Origin of the sequence: Actinophytocola glycyrrhizae (assembly GCF_042653545.1) — a bacterium.
Classification (GTDB): domain Bacteria; phylum Actinomycetota; class Actinomycetes; order Mycobacteriales; family Pseudonocardiaceae; genus Actinophytocola; species Actinophytocola glycyrrhizae.
In genome coordinates, this window is record NZ_JBHSIS010000003.1 from 191820 (window position 1) to 213758 (window position 21939).

Below are 21939 nucleotides of genomic sequence, written 5' to 3' on the forward strand. Positions count from 1 at the left end.
TAGGCCACAGTGTTCGACAGCATCGGCTGGGCCGAGATCCTCATCTTGGTCGTGGCGGGCCTGTTCATCCTCGGCCCGGAACGGCTGCCGTCCGCGGCGGCGTGGCTGGGCCGCAACGTGCGCAAGGTCCGCGAGTACGCGACCGGCGCGCGGGAACAGCTGCGCACCGAGATGGGTGACGATTTCGAGGATCTGCGCAAGCCGCTGCAGGACCTGCAGCAACTGCGGAACTTCGACCCCAGGCGCGCGGTGACCAGGCACCTGTTCGACGACATCGACACCCCGAACGGCGGCACCAAGCCCAACGGCCACACCCCGCCGCCCACCCCGGCACCGACGCGCGAGGACCCGAAACCGCCGACGGACAAGCCGACGTTCGACCCGGACGCGACCTGAGGGCGGCCCTCGGCCCCCCGAAATCCAGCGTAGTCCTCGGCACCGACAGGAACGGGTGCCGTGCGACTCGGCTGTGGATGGCCGGGTGTGCTGTGGACAACCCGGCCCCCGCGGGGTGCACGGAGGCCGGGAATGTCGGTGGTCTGCCGTAGGCTGGAATCGGGGGCCGGAGGCCAGACCCGCAGGTCAGGCCGGGGAGACCGACAGCATTCGGCCGGCGAGGCCGCGGGCCCGGGTCGACAGCTTGCCCGCGATCTTCGCCAGTTCCTGCGCCGCCGCCGAATCCGGGACCGTCTTCACGAACGGCTGGCCGTTGTCGCCCGCTTCGCGCAGGCGCGGGTCAAGGGGGACCTGGCCCAGCAGCGGGACGTCCGCGCCGATCGAGTTCGTCAACGACGTCGCCACCCTCTGGCCGCCGCCTTCGCCGAAGAGCTCCATGCGGGAACCGTCCGGCAGCTCCAGCCACGACATGTTCTCGATCACGCCCGCGATGCGCTGGCGGGTCTGCATGGCGATGGCGCCCGCCCGCTCCGCGACCTCGGCCGCCGCCTGCTGCGGGGTGGTCACGACCAGCAGTTCCGCGTTCGGCAGCAGTTGGGCCACCGAGATCGCGATGTCGCCGGTGCCCGGGGGAAGGTCCAGCAGCAGCACGTCCAGGTCGCCCCAGAAAACGTCCGCCAGGAACTGCTGCAGCGCGCGGTGCAGCATCGGGCCGCGCCACACCACCGGCGTGTTGCCCGGGGTGAACATCGCGATCGAGATGACCTTCACGCCGTTCGCGGCGGGCGGGAGGATCATCTTCTCCACACGCGTCGGCTTGCCGTCGGCACCGAGCATGCGGGGCACCGAGTGGCCGTAGATGTCCGCGTCGACGATGCCGACCGACAGGCCGCGCTCGGCCATCGCCACCGCGAGGTTCACCGTCACGCTCGACTTGCCGACACCACCCTTGCCGGACGCCACGCAGTACACGCGGGTCATCGAACCGGGCTCGGCGAACGGGATCTTCGGCTCCTCCGACGAGCCACGCAGCTTCTGCCGCAGCTCGGTGCGCTGCTGGTCGGACATGACGTCCATCTCGACGGTCACGTGCCGCACGCCCTCGACCGAGGACGCGGCGTTCGTCACGTCCTCGGTGATCTTGTTGCGCAGCGGACAGCCGGACACCGTGAGGTAGATCTCCACATGGACGGTGCCGTTGTCGCCGATGGACACGTTCTTGACCATGCCCAGGTCGGTGATCGGCTTGTGGATTTCCGGATCCTGCACGGTGGCCAGCGCAGCACGCACGGCCTCGACATCTGGTGTGGTCACCCAACCATGCTACGACCCGTTCCGTAACATCGTCTTCGTGCCGGAGCCTGCGGTGACCCGGATGCCCACCGGGAAAGAGCTCGACGCGTGGCGATCGTTCCTGCGCGCCCACGCCCGGCTGTCGCGCGTGCTCGAAGCGGAACTGGTGGCCGAGCACCCGATCACGCTCGGCGGCTACGACGTGCTGGTCCAGCTCGCGGAGGCACCCGGGCGCAGACTGCGGATGGCCGAGCTGGCCGACGCGGTGCTGCTGTCCCGCTCCGGGGTGACCCGGCTGGTGGACCGGCTCGAGGTGGCGGGCATGGTCACCCGCGAACGTTTCGACGGCGACGGCCGCGGCATCGTGGCGGTCCTGACCCCGAAGGGTGTGGACACCCTTCGCGCCGCGGCCCGGACACATCTCGCCGGCGTGGTCCGGCACTTCGTGGAGCACCTGAACGAGGACGAGCTGGTGTCGTTCGGCGCGTTGTGCTCCCGTCTGGCCGACTAGTTGTCCACAGCCGTGCTGGTTGTCCACAGTTGGGCTCTTGTCGCTTGTTTTGCCGGTGGGGCCGGTAGACTGGCATGGCGGGACGCCCCCGGGTTCGGGTGGGGGTTGCGATGACGGCGTGGCAATGCCCTGAAAGGCGCGTTCAGGGCGCTGGGCGTCCTGAATGGCCCATTGACGGCACTTGTTGTGCCGTGCACGCGCCTTCACCGCACCGGCCCGCCCGGCGGGCGGCCCCGCCCGGCGCGCGCTGCGCGGGCGCGGGTGTCGTGCCCCGAACGACGCTTTCGGGACACCGGCGGGTGGACGTGGCGTCTCGAGGTCAGGCATACCGGCTTTGCCGAGGCCGTGGGTTCGGGTGGGAACGCGTGCGGGGGCGAGGGCAGCCTGGGCGTCGTGCGGGGTGCGGGCCGTTCCCTCAGGTTTCTGCCCAGCGCGGGTCCTCGCGCAGTGTTTCCGCTGTTGGGCGGGGTTTGCGGGGTTTGGCGTTCAGGTCGGTTCGCAGGCGGTCCAGTTCGCTGCGCAGGTAGTCGCGGGTCGCTACCTCGCCGACCGCGAGCCGTAGTGCCGCCAGTTCGCGGGCGAGGAACTCCGTGTCCTCCTTCGTGCGGGCGGCGCGGGCCCGGTCCTCCTCCAGTGACACGCGGTCGCGGTTGTCCTGGCGGTTCTGGGCCAGCAGGATCAGCGGCGCCGCGTACGCCGCCTGTGTCGAGAACGCCAGGTTGAGCAGGATGAACGGGTACGGGTCCCACCGCAGCGTCACGGCCGTCAGGTTCAGTGTGATCCACACGAGCACGAGCAGTGTCTGCCAGAACAGGAACTTGCCCGTCCCCAGGAAGCGGGCCAGGCGTTCCGACAGGCGGCCGAACGTCTCCGGGTCGATGGTGATCCGGAAGCCTGGGCGCCGTGGCTGGTCAAGGCGGCGGCGGGACAGCAGGTCAGGCATCCGCGGGCTCCTCGCTCGTGGACTCCCGCCAGCCGGTCGGCAGCAGGTGGTCCAGCACGTCGTCGACGGTCACCGCGCCGACCAGGTGGTCCGTGTCGTCCACGACCGGGGCGCACACCAGGTCGTACGCGGCGAAGTACCTGGTCACCTCGTTCAGCGTCGCCGAAGGGGGCAGGCGCGCCAGTTCCGTGTCCAGCACGCTCGCCACCAGCTCGCCGGGTGGTTCGCGCAGCAGGCGCTGCAGGTGCACGCAGCCCAGGTAGCGGCCGGTCGGTGTCGCGCTCGGCGGGCGGCACACGAACACCATGCTCGCCAGCGCCGGGGTGATGTCCGGGTTGCGGACCATCGCCAGCGCCTCGGCGATCGGGGCGTCCGGGGTCAGCACGATCGGCTCCGGTGTCATCAGGCCGCCCGCCGTGTCCGCCGAGTACGCCAGCAGCCGCCGCACCGGGTCGGACTCCTGCCGTTCCATCAGGCCAAGCAGCCTGGCCTGCTCACCCTCCGACAGCTCGGCCAGCAGGTCGGCGGCGTCGTCGGGGTCCATCGCCTCCAGTACGTCCGCCGCCCGCTCCTCGTCCAGGTGCGCCAGCAGGTCCTTCTGGTCCTGTTCCGGCAGCTCCTCGAACACGTCCGCGAGCCGCTCGTCGTCGAGGCTGTCCGCCACCTCGTACCTGCGTTTCGCCGGCAGCTCCCGCATGGCCGCCGCCACGTCCGCGGCCCGCATGCCCTCGAACACGCTCAGCAGTTGCGCCGCGCCCTGCGGCGCCGACGCCAGGTCCGTGACGCCGGGGGCCTGGATCTCCTCCCACCGCAGCACCTGGATCGGGGCGCGGCGGGACAGCCTGCCGGTGCGTTCGCGGATCGCGACCCGGCTGAGCACCCAGTCGCGGGTCCTGCTCGGTTCCATCGCCGCGTCCACCAGCACCGCCGACCGACCGCTGTCGACGACCTCCGCCCGCGCGTCCAGCAACTGGCCGATCACCAGCACCTCGTTGGGCCGCTGGTTGAACCGCCGCAGGTTCACCGAACCTGTCGTCAGCGTCACCGCGTTCGCGTCGATCGACGTCATGCGCAGCATCGGCACGAAGATGCGGCGCCTGGTCGCGAGCTCCACCACCGCGCCGAGGACCCGGGGTGGTTCGCGGTCGGTGCGCAGCACCACCACCACGTCCCGGATCTTGCCGATGGACTCCCCGTCCGGTCCGAAGACCGGCAGTCCGACGAGCTGTGCGACGAAGACCCTGCTCACGGCACCCACGCGGGCAAGGCTATCGGCCCCGCGCGCGGTTCACCCAGTTGTGAGATCCGCCACCAGCACCGGGTCCAGCACCTCGGACAGCTCGTCGTAGGGCAGGTCGACGGTCGGGATGCCGCACGCGTTGGCACGCCCGAGCCGCGGCAGCTCCACCGTGAACGACGCGTGGTCGCGGGCGAACGCGACGGTCACCTCGCGGCCGAGGTTCTCCTCGGTCAGGTCCACCCGCGCGCTGCCGGTCGAGATGTCCGGGCACCCGGCGATCGCCTCCTCGTCCAGCCACCGGTCGGCGAGCTCGCCCGCGGCGCCCGGCCGGTAGATCTCGTCGGGCGTGAGCGCCTCGCCGGTGCGCACGTCGACGGTCACGCTGTCGAAGCTCTGCCACGAGCTGTTCGTGATCAGGCTGGTGTCGGGCTGGTTGTCGTAGCGCACGGACACGAAGTCGGTGCCCTGCACCAGCGCGTTCGCGGTGATCGTGATGCTCGCCGGGTCGTCCCACCGTTCGTCGTCGTCCCGCAGGCGGGCGCGGACCGCGGCGATGTCGTCGCGCACCGCCCGGAGCCGCGCGTCGACCGGGGCGCGCAGTGCCTCGTTCACCGCCTCGGCGTTCCGGGGCCCGGACACCCGCACCACCTGCGCGGACACGGCCACGTTGACGGGGTGGCTCGCCTGCTCGGTCGCTGTGGTCACCGCGAACGGCGCCGCCGACCGCCGCGGCGACCTTCGCGGCCACGGCGCCCGCCGCGGTGGCCGAGCCACCCGTCGCCGTGAGCACGCCCGTCGACGACACCAGCCACGCCATCGGCGACGCGGCGAGCAGCGTGCCCGCGTACCCGGCGAGCCGCTGCCAGCCCCTGGTCTCCCAGTCCTTCCCGTACCCGGCGGCCGCCAGCTCCTTCACGAACGCGGCCGCGCTCGCGGGCCGGGCCGCCACGTCCTTCGCCATGCCGCGCGCCACCAGCGCCCGCACCGGCGCCGGGACCGCGGCGACCGGCGGCGCGGTGAACTGGTGCGCGTGCCGCAGCCGCTCGGTGCCGGTGTCGGTGAACGGCCGGAAACCCGTGACGCACAAGAAGAACACGCACGTCGCCGCGTACACGTCGGTGGCCGGTGTGGCGGGCGCGCCCTGCCACTGCTCCGGCGCCATGTAGGCGGGCGTGCCGCCGGAGTGTCCACTGTGGCCGGACAGTAGCGCGATGCCGAAGTCCACGAGCACGCTCTGGCGGTCGGGCCGCACCAGCGGTCGCCACGAACTGGTACAGCCGCGCCACGTGCGGGCTCACCACGCGGTGCAGGATCGCGGCCTCGTGCCGGAACCGCGCGCGACGGCTCGTCGGCCGTGTGCAGGTACTTGATGGCCACGACCCGGCTCGTCTCGTCGTGGCGGGCGAGCACCACGCGCCCGAAACCGCCTTCGCCGAGCACGGTCAGCTGCGTGTACCCCGGCACCATCCACTCAGCCACCCGATGGAACGTAGCGGGCTCAGGCGGTCGCCGCCGCGATTCGCGCACAGGTCGCGGCCAGCCGGTGGCCCTCGCCACTGCCGAGCCAGTTGTCGACGGCCCTGACGAACGTCCACCTGCGGGCCAGCTCCCGGTCCAGCCCGGCGGCCCCGGCTATCGCCGTCAGCCCGCCCGCCGCCATGACCTCGTCGAACCGGTTCCACAGCAACGGGATCAGCCCGAACTCGCGGTCGCCCGCGATCGGTTTCGGGTCGATCACGAGCCACGGCTCCCGTTCGCCGCGCAGCACGTTGTCGTAGTGCAGGTCCTCGTTGACCAGGTGGTTCCCGGCGGCCGGGCCCAGCTCGCGGCAGTACGCGACGGCCTGGCCGACCAGCTCGCGCGGCACCCTGCCGTCGTTCTCGGCAGGCAGCTCGCGCACCCAGCGCGCCGCGTTGTCCCGCATGTGCCGCACGACCGGCGGCGCGGGCCGGTCGAGCCGTCCGATCATGCTCGTGACCACGGTCAGCGCCTCCCCGATGGGCGCGGTCCGCAGCGTGGTCGCGGGGTCGAGCCGCTCCAGGAGCAGCGCCCACGCGTCGTCGTCGTTGTCGAGCAGCCGGACCGCGCCGTCGCCGTCCCACAGCGACAGCGCGAGCGCCTCGTGCCGGGCCTCGTCGTGCGGCCAGGTCATCTTGAGCACCGCGGGCTCGCCGTCCACGCGGCGGACCGGCACGACGAGCGCGCACACGCCGTGCACAGGCGGGCCGTCGACGGTCAGGTCCCAGCGTGCGAGGCACGACGCGGTGAGCGCCGGCAGCCCGGCCAGCCACTCCGCGGCGTCCTCGTCGAGGCCGGCCGCGAAGCTCTCTGGCACGGTCAAGGACATGCGTACAGGGTGGCGTAGCTGACACGGGTACGGCGAGCCGGTTTCCGACGCCCTAGGGTTACCCGCAGGTAGCTTTCAGTTTGGGAGGCGCTCGATGAGGTCACCGAAGGACTTCTTCCGCCCGCTCGCCGTCGGCGCGCCGGAGCCACTGCGGCAGATCCCCTTCCGCCCGTCCCGGATGATCCACTTCTTCGATCCCGGCAACGAGAAGATGGCGGCGAAGGTGCCCGACATGGTCGGGAAGGCTGACGTGCTGCTCGGCAACCTCGAGGACGCCATCCAGGCGGACCGCAAGGAGGCGGCCCGGGACGGGCTGGTGCGGATCGCGCGGGAGGTGGACTTCGGCGACACGCAGCTGTGGACGCGCGTCAACAGCCTCGACTCGCCGTGGGTGCTCGACGACCTGCTCACGCTGGTCACACAGATCGGCGACAAGCTCGACGTGATCATGGTGCCGAAGGTCGAGGGGCCCGAGGACATCCACTACGTCGACCGGCTGCTCGCCCAACTGGAGGCCCGCGCCGGGCTGGCGCGCCCGCTGCTGGTGCACGCGATCCTGGAGACCGCGAGCGGCGTGGCGAACGTCGAGGAGATCGCGCTCGCCAGCCCGCGCATGCAGGGCATCTCGCTCGGCCCGGCCGACCTGGCCGCGTCGCGCCGGATGAAGACGACCCGGGTCGGCGGTGGCCACCCCGGCTACCTGGTGCGGACCGATCCGGTCGGCGACTCCCTGGCGGAGGGCCGGACCACCTACCAGCAGGACCTGTGGCACTACACGGTGGCGCGGATGGTCGACGCCTGCGTGGCGGCCGGGATCCTGCCCTACTACGGGCCCTTCGGCGACATCCGCGACGTGGTGGCCTGCGAGGACCAGTTCCGCAACGCCTACCTGCTCGGCTGTGTCGGTGCGTGGAGCCTGCACCCGAAACAGATCGAGATCGCGCGGCGCGTGTTCTCGCCGGAGGCGTCCGAGGTGGCGTGGGCCCGGCGGGTCATCGACGCGATGGGCGACGGCACCGGCGCGGTCATGCTGGACGGGAAGATGCAGGACGACGCGACGGTGAAGCAGTGCCAGGTGATCGTGGCCCTCGCCGACGACCTCGCCGCCCGCGACCCGGAACTGGCGGCCGCCTACCAGGAGGCGACGGCATGAACGCGGGCATGCGGCCCCGCCGGTCGGTCCTGTACATGCCCGGCGCGAACGAACGCGCACTGGAGAAGGCGAAGACGCTGCCCGCGGACGCGCTGATCCTGGACCTGGAGGACGCGGTCGCCCCGGACGCGAAGGTGGCGGCGCGGGAACGGGTGTGCGCGGCGGTCGGCTCCTACGGTTCGCGCGAGGTGACGATCCGCGTGAACGGCGCTGGCACCCCGTGGCACGTGGACGACCTGCGCGCGGCCGGTGCGGCGGGCCCCTCCGCGGTGGTGGTGCCGAAGGTGAACTCGGCCGACGAGGTCCACGCGATCGAGAAGGCACTCGCGCACGCCCCCGACCACACGGCGATCTGGGCGATGATCGAGACCCCGGTCGCGGTGCTGAACTGCGCGGCGATCGCGGCCGCCTCGCCCCGGCTGACGGTGCTGGTCCTGGGGACCAACGACCTGGCGAAGGAGATGGTCGCGGCGCAGGTGCCCGGCAGGGGACCGCTGCTGGGGCCGCTGTCGATGTGCGTGCTGGCGGCGCGGGCGACCGGCCGGGTGATCCTCGACGGGGTGTACAACGATGTCCGCGACGCGGCCGGGTTCGCCGAGGAATGCCGGCAGGGCCGCGACTTCGGGTTCGACGGCAAGACGTTGATCCATCCGGGGCAGGTCGAGCCGTGCAACGAGATCTTCGCGCCGTCGGCGGCGGAGGTCGAGCACGCGCACCGGGTGATCGCCGCGTTCGGGCAGGCGCAGCGGGACGGCCGCGGAGTGGCCACCGTGGACGGTCGGATGATCGAGAACCTGCACGTGGCCAACGCGGAACGGATCCTGGCGATGGCGGAGGCGATCGGCGGGCCCTGACGACGACGCTTTTCGGCTTGGCATCGGACCCGTCGCGCGACGTCCGCCGGGGGGATGGACTCGCCGACCCCATAGGGTGGCGCGGATGGGGCTGTTCAACCGTGGCAGGCGGCGGCCGGACGAACCTGCCGACGAGACTCTGCCGGAGCTGACCGTCAGTGAGGCGCAGCGGCTGCGGCACCTGGTCCGCGCCAGCATGGCGGGCGCGGGCTACGAGGTGACGGTCTACGCGGGGCACGTCGAGGACGCCGACGGCCGCCAGTTCGGGCTCGGGACGCTCGCCCGCCGGCTGTCCGACGCGGACGTGCCCGCCAGGCGGTGGAGCCGTCTCGTCGACGACCACCTGCGCCGCCTGCTGGCCGCGATCGACGGGCCGGACCAGTTCGACGTGCCGACCGAGGACCTGCTCGACCACACCTACCTGCGGCTCTACGAGGCCGACGCGCTGCCGGACGCGCAGTGGTGGACCTACGGCCGCGAGGCCATGCCCGGTGTGCTTGAGCTGCTCGCGCTCGACCTGCCGGACTCCGTGGCCACGTTCAACGACGAGCAGGTCACGCGGCACGGCATCGCGCGGCTGCGGGCCGCGGGCCTCGCGAACCTGCGCAAGGAGCAGGCCGACGACCGGGTCACCCACCGCGGGGTGGAGATCCTCGTCGGCTCGATGTTCTTCGCGTCGACCGCGCTGGTGCTGCCGGAGGTCGTGCTGCGCACCACCGGTGAGGCGGCGCTGCCCAACGGGGTGCTCGTCGCGATCCCGTTCCGCCACCAACTGCTCTACCACGTGCCGCGCGACGAGAACGTGGTCGAGGCGCTGCACACGATGGCCGCGGTCGCCGCCAACGCGTACGCGGAGGAGGTCGGGCCGATCAGCCCGCACGTCTACTGGTGGCACGACGGTGCGTTCGAACAAATCACCCATTCCGACGAGGACGGCGATATCGCTATTCGCGTCGAGGGCTCGTTCGCGGAGATGTTCTCCCGGTTGTTTCCCGAGTCGTGATCTGGTCACGGAACGTCAGAATTACTACTCTGCAGGTCGCCGACGTTACGGATCGTGGAAGGTTGCGGTGATATAACGCACAGGTAACGGTGGTTTGCTTGCGCTGACCCCACCCCTTCGGGTGAAGCTGTCGCTCATGGGTAAGCATCGCATCAGCAAGGAGGGGCGAAGAGGGCCGCGCCTGTTCGGCGGCCGTCCCCCTCGCGACGACCTGTTCGAGCGCAGCTTCCGCTCCTGCCACGGCTGCGGCGCGGACGTCTACGTCCTTGCCAACGACTGCCGCGACTGCGGCCACCGGATCGAGCTCCGGGCCGGCTGAGCGGAGCTTGCGGAGCGAACATCGCGGCTGAGCGGAGCTTGCGGAGCTCGCGGAGCGGGCACCGGCGCGTGATCTGAACCGGTCCTGCTGAGTGGCTCTGCGCACAGGCTCCGGGCGAACGAGGGCTGACCGGTGAATACTGGCCGGTAACCACGTCGCCCGGAGGGAGACCAACGATGGCCCGCCTTGCTCAGACCGCCGGCCTGACCGACGTCCAGCAGGAGATCCTGGCCACGGTCCGGGACTTCGTGGACAAGGAGATCATCCCGCACGCGCAGGCGCTCGAGCACGCCGACACCTACCCGGCCGACATCGTGGACGGGATGAAGGAGATGGGGCTGTTCGGCCTCACCATCCCGGAGGAGTACGGCGGGCTCGGCGAGTCGCTGCTCACCTACGCGCTGGTGGTGGAGCAGATCGCCCGCGGCTGGATGAGCGTGTCGGGCGTGATCAACACCCATTTCATCGTGGCGCACATGGTGCGCCAGCACGGCACGGCCGCCCAGAAGCAGAGCCTGCTGCCGCGCATGGCGACCGGTGAGGTGCGCGGGTCGTTCTCGATGTCGGAGCCGGACCTCGGCTCGGACGTCGCGGCGATCAAGACCCGCGCCAAGAAGGCCGGCGACGGCAGTGATGACTACGTCATCGACGGCGCGAAGATGTGGCTGACGAACGGCGGCAGCTCCAACCTCATCGCACTGCTGGTCAAGACCGACGAGGGCGCGGAGAAGGCACACCAGAACCTGACGGCGTTCCTGGTGGAGAAGCCGGCGGGCTTCGGTGAGGTCGCGCCCGGCCTCACCATCCCCGGCAAGATCGACAAGATGGGCTACAAGGGCGTCGACACCACGGAGGCCGTGTTCGCCGGCTACCGCGTCGGCGCCGACAAGATCCTCGGCGACGCGCCCGGCAGGGGTTTCGCGCAGATGATGGACGGTGTCGAGGTCGGCCGCGTGAACGTGGCGGCCCGCGCGTGCGGCATCGCGATCCGCGCGTTCGAGCTGGCCGTCGACTACGCCCAGCAGCGCAGCACGTTCGGCAAGCCGATCGCGCAGCACCAGGCGATCGCGTTCAAGCTCGCCGAGATGGCCACCAAGGTCGAGGCCGCGCACCTGATGATGGTGAACGCGGCGCGGCTCAAGGACTCCGGCGAGCGCAACGACGTCGAGGCGGGCATGGCGAAGCTGATCGCGTCGGAGTACTGCGCCGAGGTGACGCAGGAGAGCTTCCGCATCCACGGCGGCTACGGCTACTCCAAGGAGTACGAGATCGAGCGCCTCATGCGTGAGGCCCCGTTCCTGCTCATCGGCGAGGGCACCAGCGAGATCCAGAAGACGATCATCAGCAGGGGCCTGCTGCGCGAGTACCGGTCGCGCTGACGGGTCGGACCGATCGGCTCACCCGTGCCCCGGCCGACCACTACGGTGCCAGGGCATGGTTGATCTTGGCTTCGACAACCCCGGCGACCCGGTGCCCGACAGCGCCGAGCTGTCCGAGGACCAGCTGCTGTCGCGGACGTACCTGCGGCTCTTGGAGGGAGTCCGGCCGGGGCCGGACTGGTGGCGGTACGCGCTGGAGACCGTGCCGGGCACGCTCGAGGTGGTGGTGTTCGACTACCCCGAGCTGGTGACCATCCTCAACGACGAGCAGGTCGCGTGGTACGGGCACGAACGGCTGTGCGCGGCAGGCCTCGCGAACCTGGCTCGCGAGGAGCCGGACGTCGAGCTCATCGGTGCGGTGCACTGCCTGACGGGCTCGGTCCACACGGCGTCCACGGCGTTGGTGCTGCCCGACATGATCGCGCGGGCCTGCGGCGAGACCGAGTTTCCCGACGGCGTCCTGGTGTCGATGCCGGAGCGGACCGTCCTGCTCTACCACGTGCTGCGCGACGAGAGCGTGCACGACGCCATCCAGGCGATGGCCGCCATGACCGTCGGCGCGTTCGACGACGGGCACAAGCCGGTCAGCAGGCACCTGTACTGGTGGGACCGTGGCCGGTTCACCTCGATCACGAGTTTCGAACCGGACGGCACGGTCAACGTCCACATCGACGGTGGCTTCGCCGACGTGTTCGAGCGGGTCTGCGATGTTCCGGTCGGGCGGGGTTAGCACGGGATGCCCCTAGTTGGCAGGATGGGGTCAACTGCTGAACATGAGGTGAGCAACGGTGAGTGGCGCGTTCTCCGGCTCGGCCAGAGGGAGGAGCCAGGCGCTCCCCAAGGTGCCGACGCCCCCGTCCGGGTGGCCGATCGGGTCCTACGGCACGTACCAGGAGGCCCATCGCGCGGTCGAGTACCTGGCAGGCAACGAGTTCCCCGTGCAGGAGGTCACGATCGTCGGCGTGGACCTGATGCTGGTCGAGCGGGTGATCGGCCGGCTGAGCTGGCCGAAGGTGCTTGGCACCGGTGCGTTGTCCGGCGCGTGGTTCGGCCTGTTCGTCGGTCTGCTGCTCGGCCTGTTCAGCTCCCAGAGCATGTCGTTCGCGCCGATTCTCGTCGGGCTGGTCGCGGGTGTCGTCTTCGGTTTGATCTTCGCGGCGGTGGGGTATGCGACCACGCGCAGCTCGGGAAGGGAGATCGCGTCGGCGAGCCAGTTGGTGGCGGGCCGCTACGACGTGCTCGCCCAGCCACGAAACGCGGAGAAGGGTCGTGACCTGCTCGCCAAGCTCGCGATGCGCCCGTCCGGAGCAACGGATTAGACCGTTACAGCCGTTGATCGGATCGTGACCATCGTGGGTTGCGGGCCGTGATCAACGGGCCTAGGTTCAGTGGACCGTGACAAACGCATCCACCTGGCACGCTGAGGTGCCGCGCGCCTCCCTTCTCCGTGCCGGAGGGATAGGGAGGCAGGGTTCACATGGGCAGTACCGCCCGCTGGCGGACGCTCGCCGTAAGCGGGGCCGCACTGATGACGGCGTCCACGATCGCGGCCTGCGGCTCGGACGACGGCATGCAGATCAACGTCTACTACGCGCCGGAACAGAACTTCCAGTCGGTCATCGACCGGTGCAACGAGGCGGCCGGGGGCCGCTACGAGATCGTCTACCGCACGCTGCCCCGGGACGCCGACGGTCAGCGTGAGCAGATGGTGCGCCGCCTCGCGGCAGGCGACACCGACCTCGACATCCTGGGGCTCGACGTCACCTGGGTGCCCGAGTTCGCCGAGGCGGAATGGCTCGAGGAGTGGACGGGCCAGGACAAGCAGGAGGCCGAGCAAGGCGTGCTCGATGGCCCGCTGACGACGGCCACGTGGAACGACAAGCTCTTCGCCGCCACCAAGAACACCAACGTCCAGCTGCTCTGGTACGACGACCGGCTGACCCCCGACCCGCCGGTGACGTGGGACGAGATGCTCGAAGCGGCGAAGCGGCTGAAACGTGAGGGCAAGCCGTACCAGATCCTCTTCACCGGGGCGCAGTACGAGGGGCTCGTGGTCACCTACAACACGATGGTCGCCTCCTACGGCGGGCAGATCCTGTCCGACGACGGCATGGAGGTCGTCATGGACGAGGGTGCCGTCGACGCGTTGCGGCTGCTCAAGGAGGTCGCGACCGCCGGGGTCACCGACCCGTCGCTGACCAACGCGCAGGAGCAGCAGGTTCAGCAGGGCTTCGAGAGCAGCGACAGCGAAGCCGCGTTCGAGCTGAACTGGCCGTACGTCTACGCCGCGATGCAGGCAGCCAACCCCGAGCGCGCGAAGCACTTCAAGTGGGCGCGCTACCCGGGCATCGACGGACCGGGCCGGGTCACGATCGGTGGCTACAACCTGGGGGTGAGCGCGTACTCGCAGCACAAGCCGGAGGCGTTCGAGGCCGCGTTGTGCCTGCGCAGCGCGGAAAGCCAGCGGTTCTCGGCGATCAACGACGGGGTGCCGCCGACGATCGAGTCGGTGTACGACGGCGGCGACCAGGAGTTCGTCGAGGCGTACCCCATGTGGGAGACGATTCTCGAGGAGCTGCGGGACGCGGCGGTCCGCCCGCTGACCCCGGCGTACCAGAACCTGTCCACCGTCACGTCGAAGGTGCTGTCGCCGCCGGAGGACATCGAGCCGGCGGCCACCGCGGACGAACTGCGTGAGCAGCTGCAGAAAGCCTTGGAATCCAAGGGAGTTCTCCCGTGAGCCAGACCGTTGACGCGCCGGTGGTCGAGGCATCGGCGAAGAAGAGGCCCTCGCTCAGCGAGGGCAAGAGGGCCGAGCGCAGACTCGGCTGGATGCTGTGCGCCCCGGCCGCGTTCGTGATGATCGCGGTCACCGGCTGGCCGATCATCTACTCGGTCTGGCTGTCGATGCAGCGCTACGACCTCCGGTTCCCCGACGAGCGCCAGTTCGTGTGGTTCGACAACTACGTGGCGGTGCTGTCCAACAGCTACTGGTGGACCGCGTTCGGTGTCACCGCGTTCATCACCGTGGTTTCGGTGGTGATCGAGCTGGTGCTGGGCATGATGCTGGCGCTGGTGATGCACCGGACGCTCGTCGGCCGCGGTCTGGTCCGCACGGTTTCCCTGATCCCGTACGGGATCGTGACCGTGGTCGCGGCGTTCTCGTGGTTCTACGCCTGGAACCCGGACACCGGTTACCTCGCCGCGCTGTTCGGTGCCGAGGCGCCGTTGACCGACCGGTTCGCGTCGATCGCGATCATCATCCTCGCCGAGGTGTGGAAGACCACGCCGTTCATGGCGTTGCTGCTGATGGCGGGTCTCGCACTGGTGCCGGACGACCTGCTGAAGGCCGCGTCGATGGACGGCGCGAGCGCGTGGCAGCGGTTCACGAAGGTGATGGTGCCGGTGATGAAGCCGGCGATCCTGGTGGCGCTGCTGTTCCGCACGCTCGACGCGTTCCGCATCTTCGACAACATCTACGTGCTCACCAAGGGCGCGAACGACACGTCGTCGGTGTCCATGCTGACCTACAACAACCTGATCAAGGGCCTGAACCTGGGTATCGGTTCGACCATGTCCGTGCTGATCTTCATCGCGGTGGCGATCATCGCGTTCATCTTCGTCAAGCTGTTCGGGGCCTCGGCACCCGGCAGCGACTCGGGAGGGAGGCGCTGATGGCCGTCATCGGTGGTGGCACCACCGGCCGCAAGGCGCGCTGGACCATCGTGGACATCGTGGTCGTGGTGTACGCGCTCGTTCCCGTGCTGTGGACCGTTTCCCTGTCGTTCAAGACCACGGAGACGCAGACCGACAGGAACTTCGTTCCCCGCGACTGGACCTGGCAGAACTACGCGGACATCTTCTCCACCAACCTGTTCATCCGCGCGCTGATCAACTCGATCGGCATCGCGATCATCGCGACGTTGATCGCGGTCGTGCTCGGCACGATGGCCGCGTACGCCATCGCGCGGCTGGACTTCCCGGGCAAGCGGGCACTGGTCGGTGTCTCGCTGCTGATCGCGATGTTCCCGCAGGTGTCGCTCGTGTCGCCGCTGTTCGAGATGGAGCGGCAGCTCGGCCTGTTCGACACGTGGCCGGGCCTGATCCTGCCCTACATCACGTTCGCGTTGCCGCTCGCGATCTACACGCTGTCGGCGTTCTTCCGGGAGATCCCGTGGGAGCTGGAGAAGGCGGCGAAGATGGACGGCGCGACACCGGCTCAGGCGTTCCGGCGGGTCATCGCCCCGCTGGCCGCGCCAGGCGTGTTCACGACGGCGATCCTGGTGTTCATCTTCTGCTGGAACGACTTCCTGTTCGCCATCTCGCTGACGTCCACCGAGGCGTCGCGCACGGTGCCCGCCGCGCTGTCGTTCTTCACCGGTGCCTCGCAGTTCGAGGCCCCGACCGGGACGATCTCCGCGGCCGCCGTGGTGATCACCGTCCCGATCATCATTTTCGTGTTGTTCTTCCAGCGCCGCATTGTCGCGGGGCTGACGTCCGGCGCCGTGAAGGGCTGAGGGGATATGGCAGAGATCGTCCTTGACAAGGTGAGCAAGCGGTACCCGGACGGCGCCCTCGCGGTGTCCGATGTGGACATCAAGATCGCGGACGGCGAGTTCGTCATCCTGGTCGGCCCGTCCGGCTGTGGCAAGTCGACGATGCTCAACATGATCGCCGGGCTGGAGGACATCACCTCCGGTGAGCTGCGCATCGACGGCCAGCGGGTCAACGAGAAGGCGCCGAAGGACCGGGACATCGCGATGGTGTTCCAGTCGTATGCCCTGTACCCGCACATGAGCGTCCGCGAGAACATGGCGTTCCCGCTGCGCCTGGCGAAGGTCGACGACGCGACGGTCCGCCAGAAGGTGGACGACGCCGCACGCATCCTCGACCTCACACAGCACCTGGACCGCAAACCGGCGAACCTCTCCGGTGGCCAGCGCCAGCGCGTGGCGATGGGGCGCGCGATCGTCCGCAACCCGAAAGCGTTCCTGATGGACGAACCACTGTCCAACTTGGACGCGAAGCTGCGCGTGCAGATGCGCACCTCGGTGTCGAAACTGCAGAAGCAGCTGGCGACGACCACCGTGTACGTCACCCACGACCAGACGGAGGCCATGACCCTCGGCGACCGTGTCGTGGTGCTCCGCGGCGGACTGGTGCAGCAGGTCGGTTCACCGCAGTTCCTGTACGACAACCCGGCCAACCTGTTCGTGGCGGGCTTCATCGGTTCGCCCGCCATGAACTTCATGCCGGGCACCCTGGAGAACGGCAGGCTGTCGACGGGGCTGGGCGAGGTGGCCCTTTCCGACCGGGTCCGCCGCCTGGCCGAGGCGGCGAAGGCCCCCCGGGAGGTGATCGCGGGCATCCGCCCCGAACACTTCGAGGACGCCCGCGTACTGGACGAGCACACCCTGTCCGAAGGCAGCACCTTCACCGCGACCGTGGACGTACTGGAGTCGATGGGCTCGGACAAGTACGCGTACTTCACGGTGGAAGGCGAAGCGGCCACGTCCGCCGAATTGGAGGAGCTGGCCGCCGACGCGGGCGCGTCGGACCTCCAGGAACACGGCACGCAGTTGGTGACCCGGCTGTCCGCCACGTCCGGCGCACGAGAAGGCGCGGAAGTGGACGTCTGGTTCGACGCGGACAAGATCCAGCTGTTCGACCCGTCGTCAGGCAAGAACCTGACCTACGCGGAGTAGAGCAATTTCGGCGGCGGGCCCGGTTTCACCAGGAACCGGGCCCGCCGCATTGCCTCAGCACGCCGGGCCGCCGGGCGGCAAGGGAAGGCCGGTCAGTGGCGGGACGACGCGCGGAACATGCGGCGTTCCGCGGCGTGTGGGGCTGCCCGGGCCGTTGCCTCCGGGTGGTGGCGTGCCAGCAGCGCCACTCCGACCACCGCCACCGCGGCGCCCGAGATCAGGCCCACCCCCGCCCAGCCGCCCGCGTCGGCGGTCTCGTCCAGCAGGCCGATCGCTATCGCGGTCGCCACCAGCGGGCTCAGTACCGTCTGGCAGCCGACCACGATGTCCGGCGGGCCGCTCGCGTAGGCGAGTTGGATGAACCACGAGCCCACCGCGAACGCCAGCACCAGGCCCGTCACCGACAGTGGCGGGATGCCGAGGACGCCTTCGCGCTGGAACGTGTACGTCACGTCCCTGACCAGCACCGACACCAGGCCGTACGCCGCGCCCGCACCTGTCGCCAGCGCGACGCAGCGGGCCAGGCCGTTGCTCAGTGCGCCGATCACTCCGAACAGGAGCACCGCGCCCGCGATGATCTGGCACGCCAGCAGCACCGCCGAGCTGGGGAACTCCACAGCGGCCGCCCTGCTCGACGCCAGTGCCACGAACAGTGCGACACCGAGCGTGCTCGCGACGATCGCGACGACCGCCGTCTTGTCCAGGCGTTCGCCGGACGTGCGGGCGTTCAGGACCGCCACCGCGGGCAGGGCCAGCACCACGATCGGCGCGACGATCGTCACCGGGGCCAGCGCCAGTGCCAGGATCTGCAGCACCGCGCACGCGAACAGCACCGCGAACCCCGCCAGCCACGCCCGGTTGTGCACGAGCGCGGCCGCGCCACGCAGCCGCAGGGCGGTGTCCCTGGTCGCCGCCTGCACGCCCTTGTGCTGCAGATGCGCCCCGATCGCGCTGCAGCACGCGCCGAGCACCGCGAACAGGATGGCGAGTGCGATCATCCGGCGACCTCGGCTCGTGCTGGCGTCCCGCGCTCGCGAGCAGTGCCAACGGTGACCCGCAACAGGCTGACCGCGAGCGCCATCATCGTCGGCACCTCCAGCACGAACAGCGTTCGCCGCACGGGACCGGAGACGCCCCGTCCGTCCAGCATGCCCGGTATCGCCATGCCTGGGAAGACGTGCCGCAGTCGCGTTGTCGGGGACGTGGCCGCCGGCCCGGCCGCGAGGACGATCGCCGACGTGGCGAACTCCTCGCGGCCGTCGCCGGAGAACACCTGGCTGACCGCGCGCGAGAACGGGCCCACCTCGGTGCGGAGGCCCGGGTGCGTCATCGGCGCGGGGGACCGCACCATCGCGTCGAGGGACACCACGGAGAGGACGGCGACCGAGACGACGAACCCGCCCAGCAGCGGGCCCCGGGACCCGTTCGAGCCCGGGTCGCGGTCCATCGCCCACCCCCTACGTGGATCAACGCGCACGCGTTTACACGTTCCCTCATCGGGGCTGAGATAAGCCTCAGGTGTTCAGTTGATCCACTCGACCGGGTGAGTCAGTTCTCCCAGATCTGCACCCCCCGCACCACGTACGGTGCCGCGGGCACGAACGTGCCGCCGCCGGGATAGGTGTCGAACTCGGCTTCCGTGGCGCAGTCCCTTCCCTGGTAGACGGTGACGGGCCGTTTGGTCCGGTTGGCGAAGGAACGCGCGTCGAATCCCGCCGGCAGCGGCACGCATTCCCCCGGGTTGGCGTTCTCGAGCGCGATGCGCTGGATCTCCCCCTGATGGTCCTCGTCCGGCCAGAGGCAGAACTCGCCGCGTTCACACCGTTGCGGGTCGGGCTGTGCGGTGGCGGGCGCGGCGCCGGCGAGCAATGCGGCGACGACGACGGCGAGGACGGCGGCGATCGGAACGGCGAACTTCTTCATTTCCGTGGACTCCCTCTGTGTGAATGCGCCGCGGAATGCGGTGCACCACGAGAATCGCCCAGGTGCCGCGAATGGCAAAAAAAGTTGTCCACAGGGTCGGGGTTGTCCACAGGAGAGCCCACCTGAGTTGACAAAGTCAGCGGCGTTTGCTTTCCCGTACCGCGGTGATGATCTCGTCGTCCCACCGGTGCGTGCGGATCAGCCGGTACCGTTCGCTCGCGACCCACATGTACGCCTCGGCCTCGGTCTGCGTCTCGATCATCCCGGCCTGGCGCAGCATCCGTACCACCGGCACGAACTCCTCGTCGTACCAACGTTGTGCGACGGTGTGGCGGTCCAGGTAGCGCCCTTCGTCCTGCATGAGCCGGAAACCCCACGCCTCCACCGCTTCCGCCAGCTCCGCGTAGTCCCACGGGTCGGTGAGCGTGACCTCCCGCCGCGCCTCGCCGAGCAGCGGCACGCGGTCGAGGAAGATCCGCCGGTAGTCCTTCACGAGCAGGTCGCCGCGGTACCGGATACCGCCGGGCGACAACCGGGTCATGACCTCGGTGACGAACGCGTCGATGGTCTTCAGCGCCAGCGCGTGCGCCACCGAGACCCGGTGGTGCCCGTCGACCACGAAGTGCATGTCGCCGACCCGGTACACCTCGATCGGCGGGATCGACTCGCCGCGCCGCTGCGCGAGCGCCAGCCGCTGCCACCGCTCCCGCACCAGCCCGGACGTCGGCCGGAACCGCCGGTCGAACTCCCGCTGCCGGTCCACACTGCCGACGATCGAGTCCAAAGTGATCACTTGCAGTCCGAGGCGCCGCTCCCCGGTGCGGCCCAGCGCGGCGACCACCTCGTCGAAGGGCAGCATGATGTTCACGTCGTCGGGCTGGCGGCGCAGCCACGCGCCCAGTCGGGACAGGACCTGCCTGCGGCGGGCACGCAGGAAGTCGTTCTCGGCGTCGGCCACAGGAAAGCCGGTGTCTCGGTTCATGGCACTTCCAGGATGCGGTATCCGACGGTGTTCAGCACCCGGGTTTCGCCCATGGACCGATCAGGAACGGGCTGCCCGTGCGGATGGATGTGGCCGTGTACGAAAACCGCGGGGCTCAGCCGTTGCACAACCGTGTGCAGGCAGGCGAAACCGCGGTGCGGCGGGTCGTCGCGGTCACCGACGCCAAGCGGCGGCGAGTGGGTCAGCAGCACGTCGACCGGCCGCCTGCGCGCGGCCCGCACCAGCCGCGCCGCCCGCCGCGCCTGCTGCCGCTCCGTCCACTGGTTGGGCCCCTCGTTGTACCGGATCGACCCGCCCAGCCCGGCGATCCGCAGCCCCGCCACCTCCACCACGCGGCCGTCGGCGTTCACCGCGCCCGCGGGACCCGGGTAACGCGCGGGAAACCCGGAGGCAAACCACAGACCGCGCCGCCGCGAATACCCGGACAGGTCGGCGTCGTGGTTGCCTGGCACGAACACCAGTGGCCGGTCCAGTGCGGAGGCAAGGAAATCGAGGTAGTCGAATGGCAGGTCGCCCGCCGCGAGCACCAGGTCGACAGAACCGAAACGTTCCGCTACCCGTTCGGTCCACAGGGACTCGACAATCTCGTCGGACACCGTCAGCAACTTCGGCACAGCATCGAGCGTACGGCGCGCGTCTGATCAGACTAGTGCCCTCGCCGCACACGAGCCATTACAGTCAGGAACGGAAGTCGGGGAAGAGGGACGGGGAACTCCACATGGCAGAACAGGGGTCGGACTACTACGTCAGCGGTGGTGTGAACTGGTCGGCGTTCACGCTGGAAGAGCTGATCAGCATGGTCGTCGACAAGGCGAGTGTTCCGCAGCTGGAGAGACTGGCCGACGACTGGCGCCTGACCGGCGACGGGGTGTCCGACGCCGCCGACTACCTCGCGGACGCCCTCGACGACCTGATGGACTACTGGTCCGGCGAGTCCGCGGACAAGGCCCGTTACACGGTCGCGCTCAACGCACAGTGGGTCGGGGATCTCGGCACGACCGCCAAGGAGATGGGTGGGCCCATCGAGGAGGCGGCCGGTGCGCTGAAGTCCGCGCAGGAGGCCATGCCCAAGCTGCCGTCGACGCCGCCCGCCGCGGTGCCGGGGTCCGCGCAGGAGGGCGCCGACCGGGCACAGCTCGTGACGGAGGGCAGCCCGCTCGGGGCGGCCGTCGGCGCGACCGCGGCCGGGTCGGAGAGCGCGTTCCAGGCGCAGGCCGAGCAGGAGCAGCTGAAGCGGGTCGCGATCGAGACCATGCAGCGCTTCGAGCAGGCGGCGGTCGGCATCGACCAGGCCACCCCCCGGTTCGAGGCACGCAGTGACGAGCTGCGGCCCCGCCTCGATGACGTCGAGGTGTCGCCGGGCGGCGAGGTGTGGGTCAGCACCGTGAACGTCGCGGCCGGGGTGGACGTGCGCTGGCAGCTGCTGACCGGCATGTCCGACACCACGTCCTCGTCGGTGCGTGGCCCGGGTGGGTACGACGGCGGCGGTGGCGGCGGGGGCATCGGCGGTGTCGGCGGGCTGTCCGGTGGCTACGGCGGATCCGGTGGGGCCGGTGGGTCCGGCATCGGCGGCGGTGGCTTCGGTGCGCTGCCCGGCGGCCCGGTGAGCGGCCGCGCCACCATCGGTGACACCGCCGGTGGTGTCGGCCCGCGTGGCGGTCTGCCGACCGGGGCCGCCGGTGTGCTCCCGTCGTCCGGTGGGTCGCCTGGCGGCGGGATGATGGGGCCCATGGCCCCGATGGCTGGCGCGGGCATGGGTGCCGGGCAGGCAGGCGGCCAGTCGCACCGCAGACGAGTTCCCTTCGACGCCGACGACCCGTTCGACACGGGTGAGAAGGCGTCGCCACCGGTGATCGGGCTATAGGGAACC

At 70.1% G+C, this 21939-nt stretch carries 24 protein-coding genes and 1 pseudogene; 14 read left to right on the top strand and 11 right to left on the bottom strand.

Translation table 11 applies throughout. The annotated features are described in order from the left end of the window. Positions 1-9: 9 nt before the first annotated feature. The gene (gene tatB, locus ACFPCV_RS07015; RefSeq protein WP_378055220.1) at positions 10-396 is read left to right on the top strand and encodes a Sec-independent protein translocase protein TatB; all 387 of its coding nucleotides are present in this window, start codon (positions 10-12) and stop codon (positions 394-396) included. Positions 397-582: 186 nt separating this feature from the next. Here tatB and ACFPCV_RS07020 read toward each other — a convergent pair whose 3' ends face one another. After that, complete coding sequence (locus tag ACFPCV_RS07020) at positions 583-1710, bottom strand: Mrp/NBP35 family ATP-binding protein (protein WP_378055221.1); 1128 nt, start codon at positions 1708-1710, stop codon at positions 583-585. Positions 1711-1771: 61 nt separating this feature from the next. Between ACFPCV_RS07020 and ACFPCV_RS07025 the strand changes: the two genes are divergently transcribed. Then, entirely contained in the window at positions 1772-2200 is a 429-nt protein-coding gene (locus tag ACFPCV_RS07025; protein WP_378055222.1) for a MarR family winged helix-turn-helix transcriptional regulator, read from the top strand. 415 nt (positions 2201-2615) lie between these two features. Here the strand turns inward: ACFPCV_RS07025 and ACFPCV_RS07030 are convergent, their stop codons facing one another. The 5 genes and pseudogenes from ACFPCV_RS07030 to ACFPCV_RS07050 form a co-directional block, all read right to left on the bottom strand. Continuing rightward, complete coding sequence (locus ACFPCV_RS07030) at positions 2616-3143, bottom strand: DUF1003 domain-containing protein (RefSeq protein ID WP_378055223.1); 528 nt, start codon at positions 3141-3143, stop codon at positions 2616-2618. Then, entirely contained in the window at positions 3136-4401 is a 1266-nt protein-coding gene (locus ACFPCV_RS07035) for a magnesium transporter MgtE N-terminal domain-containing protein (RefSeq protein WP_378055224.1), read from the bottom strand. The genes ACFPCV_RS07030 and ACFPCV_RS07035 overlap by 8 nt, the downstream gene beginning before the upstream one ends. 30 nt (positions 4402-4431) lie before the next feature. After that, a complete protein-coding gene (locus ACFPCV_RS07040; RefSeq protein WP_378055225.1) occupies positions 4432-5088 on the bottom strand; it encodes a hypothetical protein in 657 nt (218 codons plus the stop codon). A gap of 280 nt (positions 5089-5368) precedes the next feature. Then, positions 5369-5635 (bottom strand): annotated as a pseudogene (locus ACFPCV_RS07045) (protein kinase domain-containing protein); the annotation flags it as partial. Between the two features lie 246 nt (positions 5636-5881). After that, positions 5882-6730 carry an aminoglycoside phosphotransferase family protein gene (locus ACFPCV_RS07050; RefSeq protein ID WP_378055226.1) on the bottom strand — a complete coding sequence of 283 codons (849 nt, stop codon included), beginning with the start codon at positions 6728-6730 and terminating at the stop codon, positions 5882-5884. 94 nt (positions 6731-6824) lie between these two features. Between ACFPCV_RS07050 and ACFPCV_RS07055 the strand changes: the two genes are divergently transcribed. From ACFPCV_RS07055 to ACFPCV_RS07105, 11 genes are all read left to right on the top strand, one after another. Then, positions 6825-7883 carry an HpcH/HpaI aldolase/citrate lyase family protein gene (locus tag ACFPCV_RS07055; RefSeq protein ID WP_378055227.1) on the top strand — a complete coding sequence of 353 codons (1059 nt, stop codon included), beginning with the start codon at positions 6825-6827 and terminating at the stop codon, positions 7881-7883. An 8-nt stretch (positions 7884-7891) separates the two neighbouring features. Beyond that, complete coding sequence (locus ACFPCV_RS07060; protein WP_378055721.1) at positions 7892-8737, top strand: HpcH/HpaI aldolase/citrate lyase family protein; 846 nt, start codon at positions 7892-7894, stop codon at positions 8735-8737. Between the two features lie 85 nt (positions 8738-8822). Further along, positions 8823-9740 (top strand): hypothetical protein, encoded by a 918-nt coding sequence (locus ACFPCV_RS07065; RefSeq protein ID WP_378055228.1) that lies wholly within the window; start codon positions 8823-8825, stop codon positions 9738-9740. 136 nt (positions 9741-9876) lie between these two features. Beyond that, the gene (locus ACFPCV_RS07070; RefSeq protein WP_378055229.1) at positions 9877-10059 is read left to right on the top strand and encodes a hypothetical protein; all 183 of its coding nucleotides are present in this window, start codon (positions 9877-9879) and stop codon (positions 10057-10059) included. Between the two features lie 176 nt (positions 10060-10235). Next, positions 10236-11438, top strand: coding sequence for an acyl-CoA dehydrogenase family protein (locus ACFPCV_RS07075; RefSeq protein WP_378055230.1), 1203 nt, complete (start codon positions 10236-10238; stop codon positions 11436-11438). Between the two features lie 55 nt (positions 11439-11493). Then, complete coding sequence (locus ACFPCV_RS07080) at positions 11494-12168, top strand: hypothetical protein (protein ID WP_378055231.1); 675 nt, start codon at positions 11494-11496, stop codon at positions 12166-12168. A gap of 58 nt (positions 12169-12226) precedes the next feature. After that, positions 12227-12757, top strand: coding sequence for a YflT domain-containing protein (locus tag ACFPCV_RS07085; RefSeq protein WP_378055232.1), 531 nt, complete (start codon positions 12227-12229; stop codon positions 12755-12757). A gap of 158 nt (positions 12758-12915) precedes the next feature. Beyond that, on the top strand, positions 12916-14178 hold the full coding sequence (locus ACFPCV_RS07090) for an ABC transporter substrate-binding protein (protein WP_378055233.1): 1263 nt from the start codon (positions 12916-12918) through the stop codon (positions 14176-14178). Next, the gene (locus ACFPCV_RS07095; RefSeq protein WP_378055234.1) at positions 14175-15113 is read left to right on the top strand and encodes a carbohydrate ABC transporter permease; all 939 of its coding nucleotides are present in this window, start codon (positions 14175-14177) and stop codon (positions 15111-15113) included. The genes ACFPCV_RS07090 and ACFPCV_RS07095 overlap by 4 nt, the downstream gene beginning before the upstream one ends. Beyond that, a complete protein-coding gene (locus tag ACFPCV_RS07100) occupies positions 15113-15955 on the top strand; it encodes a carbohydrate ABC transporter permease (protein ID WP_378055235.1) in 843 nt (280 codons plus the stop codon). The genes ACFPCV_RS07095 and ACFPCV_RS07100 overlap by 1 nt, the downstream gene beginning before the upstream one ends. 6 nt (positions 15956-15961) lie before the next feature. Further along, positions 15962-17143: an ABC transporter ATP-binding protein gene (locus ACFPCV_RS07105; RefSeq protein WP_378055236.1), complete on the top strand. Its 1182-nt coding sequence runs from the start codon at positions 15962-15964 to the stop codon at positions 17141-17143. 92 nt (positions 17144-17235) lie between these two features. On the opposite strand, the gene ACFPCV_RS07110 is transcribed toward ACFPCV_RS07105, so the two are convergent. The 5 genes from ACFPCV_RS07110 to ACFPCV_RS07130 form a co-directional block, all read right to left on the bottom strand. Next, positions 17236-18141, bottom strand: a complete 906-nt coding sequence (locus ACFPCV_RS07110) for a DMT family transporter (protein ID WP_378055237.1) — start codon at positions 18139-18141, stop codon at positions 17236-17238. After that, complete coding sequence (locus tag ACFPCV_RS07115) at positions 18138-18590, bottom strand: hypothetical protein (protein WP_378055238.1); 453 nt, start codon at positions 18588-18590, stop codon at positions 18138-18140. Before ACFPCV_RS07115 ends, ACFPCV_RS07110 begins: the two co-directional genes overlap by 4 nt. A gap of 101 nt (positions 18591-18691) precedes the next feature. Next, the gene (locus tag ACFPCV_RS07120) at positions 18692-19066 is read right to left on the bottom strand and encodes a peptidase inhibitor family I36 protein (protein WP_378055239.1); all 375 of its coding nucleotides are present in this window, start codon (positions 19064-19066) and stop codon (positions 18692-18694) included. 136 nt (positions 19067-19202) lie between these two features. Next, positions 19203-20048 carry a ParB N-terminal domain-containing protein gene (locus ACFPCV_RS07125; protein ID WP_378055240.1) on the bottom strand — a complete coding sequence of 282 codons (846 nt, stop codon included), beginning with the start codon at positions 20046-20048 and terminating at the stop codon, positions 19203-19205. Beyond that, positions 20045-20683: a metallophosphoesterase family protein gene (locus tag ACFPCV_RS07130; protein ID WP_378055241.1), complete on the bottom strand. Its 639-nt coding sequence runs from the start codon at positions 20681-20683 to the stop codon at positions 20045-20047. Before ACFPCV_RS07130 ends, ACFPCV_RS07125 begins: the two co-directional genes overlap by 4 nt. A gap of 104 nt (positions 20684-20787) precedes the next feature. Here ACFPCV_RS07130 and ACFPCV_RS07135 point away from each other — a divergent pair, with 104 nt between their 5' ends. After that, positions 20788-21933 carry a hypothetical protein gene (locus ACFPCV_RS07135; RefSeq protein ID WP_378055242.1) on the top strand — a complete coding sequence of 382 codons (1146 nt, stop codon included), beginning with the start codon at positions 20788-20790 and terminating at the stop codon, positions 21931-21933. Positions 21934-21939: the final 6 nt, after the last annotated feature.

Bases quoted from the DNA above. Each gene is read 5' to 3' on its own strand.
- ACFPCV_RS07025 (WP_378055222.1), top strand. From the start codon at position 1,772: ATGCCCACCGGGAAAGAGCTCGACGCGTGGCGATCGTTCCTGCGCGCC.
- ACFPCV_RS07030 (WP_378055223.1), bottom strand. From the start codon at position 3,143: ATGCCTGACCTGCTGTCCCGCCGCCGCCTTGACCAGCCACGGCGCCCA.
- ACFPCV_RS07050 (WP_378055226.1), bottom strand. From the start codon at position 6,730: ATGTCCTTGACCGTGCCAGAGAGCTTCGCGGCCGGCCTCGACGAGGAC.
- ACFPCV_RS07055 (WP_378055227.1), top strand. From the start codon at position 6,825: ATGAGGTCACCGAAGGACTTCTTCCGCCCGCTCGCCGTCGGCGCGCCG.
- ACFPCV_RS07060 (WP_378055721.1), top strand. From the start codon at position 7,892: ATGCGGCCCCGCCGGTCGGTCCTGTACATGCCCGGCGCGAACGAACGC.
- ACFPCV_RS07065 (WP_378055228.1), top strand. From the start codon at position 8,823: ATGGGGCTGTTCAACCGTGGCAGGCGGCGGCCGGACGAACCTGCCGAC.
- ACFPCV_RS07070 (WP_378055229.1), top strand. From the start codon at position 9,877: ATGGGTAAGCATCGCATCAGCAAGGAGGGGCGAAGAGGGCCGCGCCTG.
- ACFPCV_RS07075 (WP_378055230.1), top strand. From the start codon at position 10,236: ATGGCCCGCCTTGCTCAGACCGCCGGCCTGACCGACGTCCAGCAGGAG.
- ACFPCV_RS07080 (WP_378055231.1), top strand. From the start codon at position 11,494: ATGGTTGATCTTGGCTTCGACAACCCCGGCGACCCGGTGCCCGACAGC.
- ACFPCV_RS07090 (WP_378055233.1), top strand. From the start codon at position 12,916: ATGGGCAGTACCGCCCGCTGGCGGACGCTCGCCGTAAGCGGGGCCGCA.
- ACFPCV_RS07100 (WP_378055235.1), top strand. From the start codon at position 15,113: ATGGCCGTCATCGGTGGTGGCACCACCGGCCGCAAGGCGCGCTGGACC.
- ACFPCV_RS07105 (WP_378055236.1), top strand. From the start codon at position 15,962: ATGGCAGAGATCGTCCTTGACAAGGTGAGCAAGCGGTACCCGGACGGC.
- ACFPCV_RS07110 (WP_378055237.1), bottom strand. From the start codon at position 18,141: ATGATCGCACTCGCCATCCTGTTCGCGGTGCTCGGCGCGTGCTGCAGC.
- ACFPCV_RS07115 (WP_378055238.1), bottom strand. From the start codon at position 18,590: ATGGACCGCGACCCGGGCTCGAACGGGTCCCGGGGCCCGCTGCTGGGC.
- ACFPCV_RS07120 (WP_378055239.1), bottom strand. From the start codon at position 19,066: ATGAAGAAGTTCGCCGTTCCGATCGCCGCCGTCCTCGCCGTCGTCGTC.
- ACFPCV_RS07125 (WP_378055240.1), bottom strand. From the start codon at position 20,048: ATGAACCGAGACACCGGCTTTCCTGTGGCCGACGCCGAGAACGACTTC.
- ACFPCV_RS07135 (WP_378055242.1), top strand. From the start codon at position 20,788: ATGGCAGAACAGGGGTCGGACTACTACGTCAGCGGTGGTGTGAACTGG.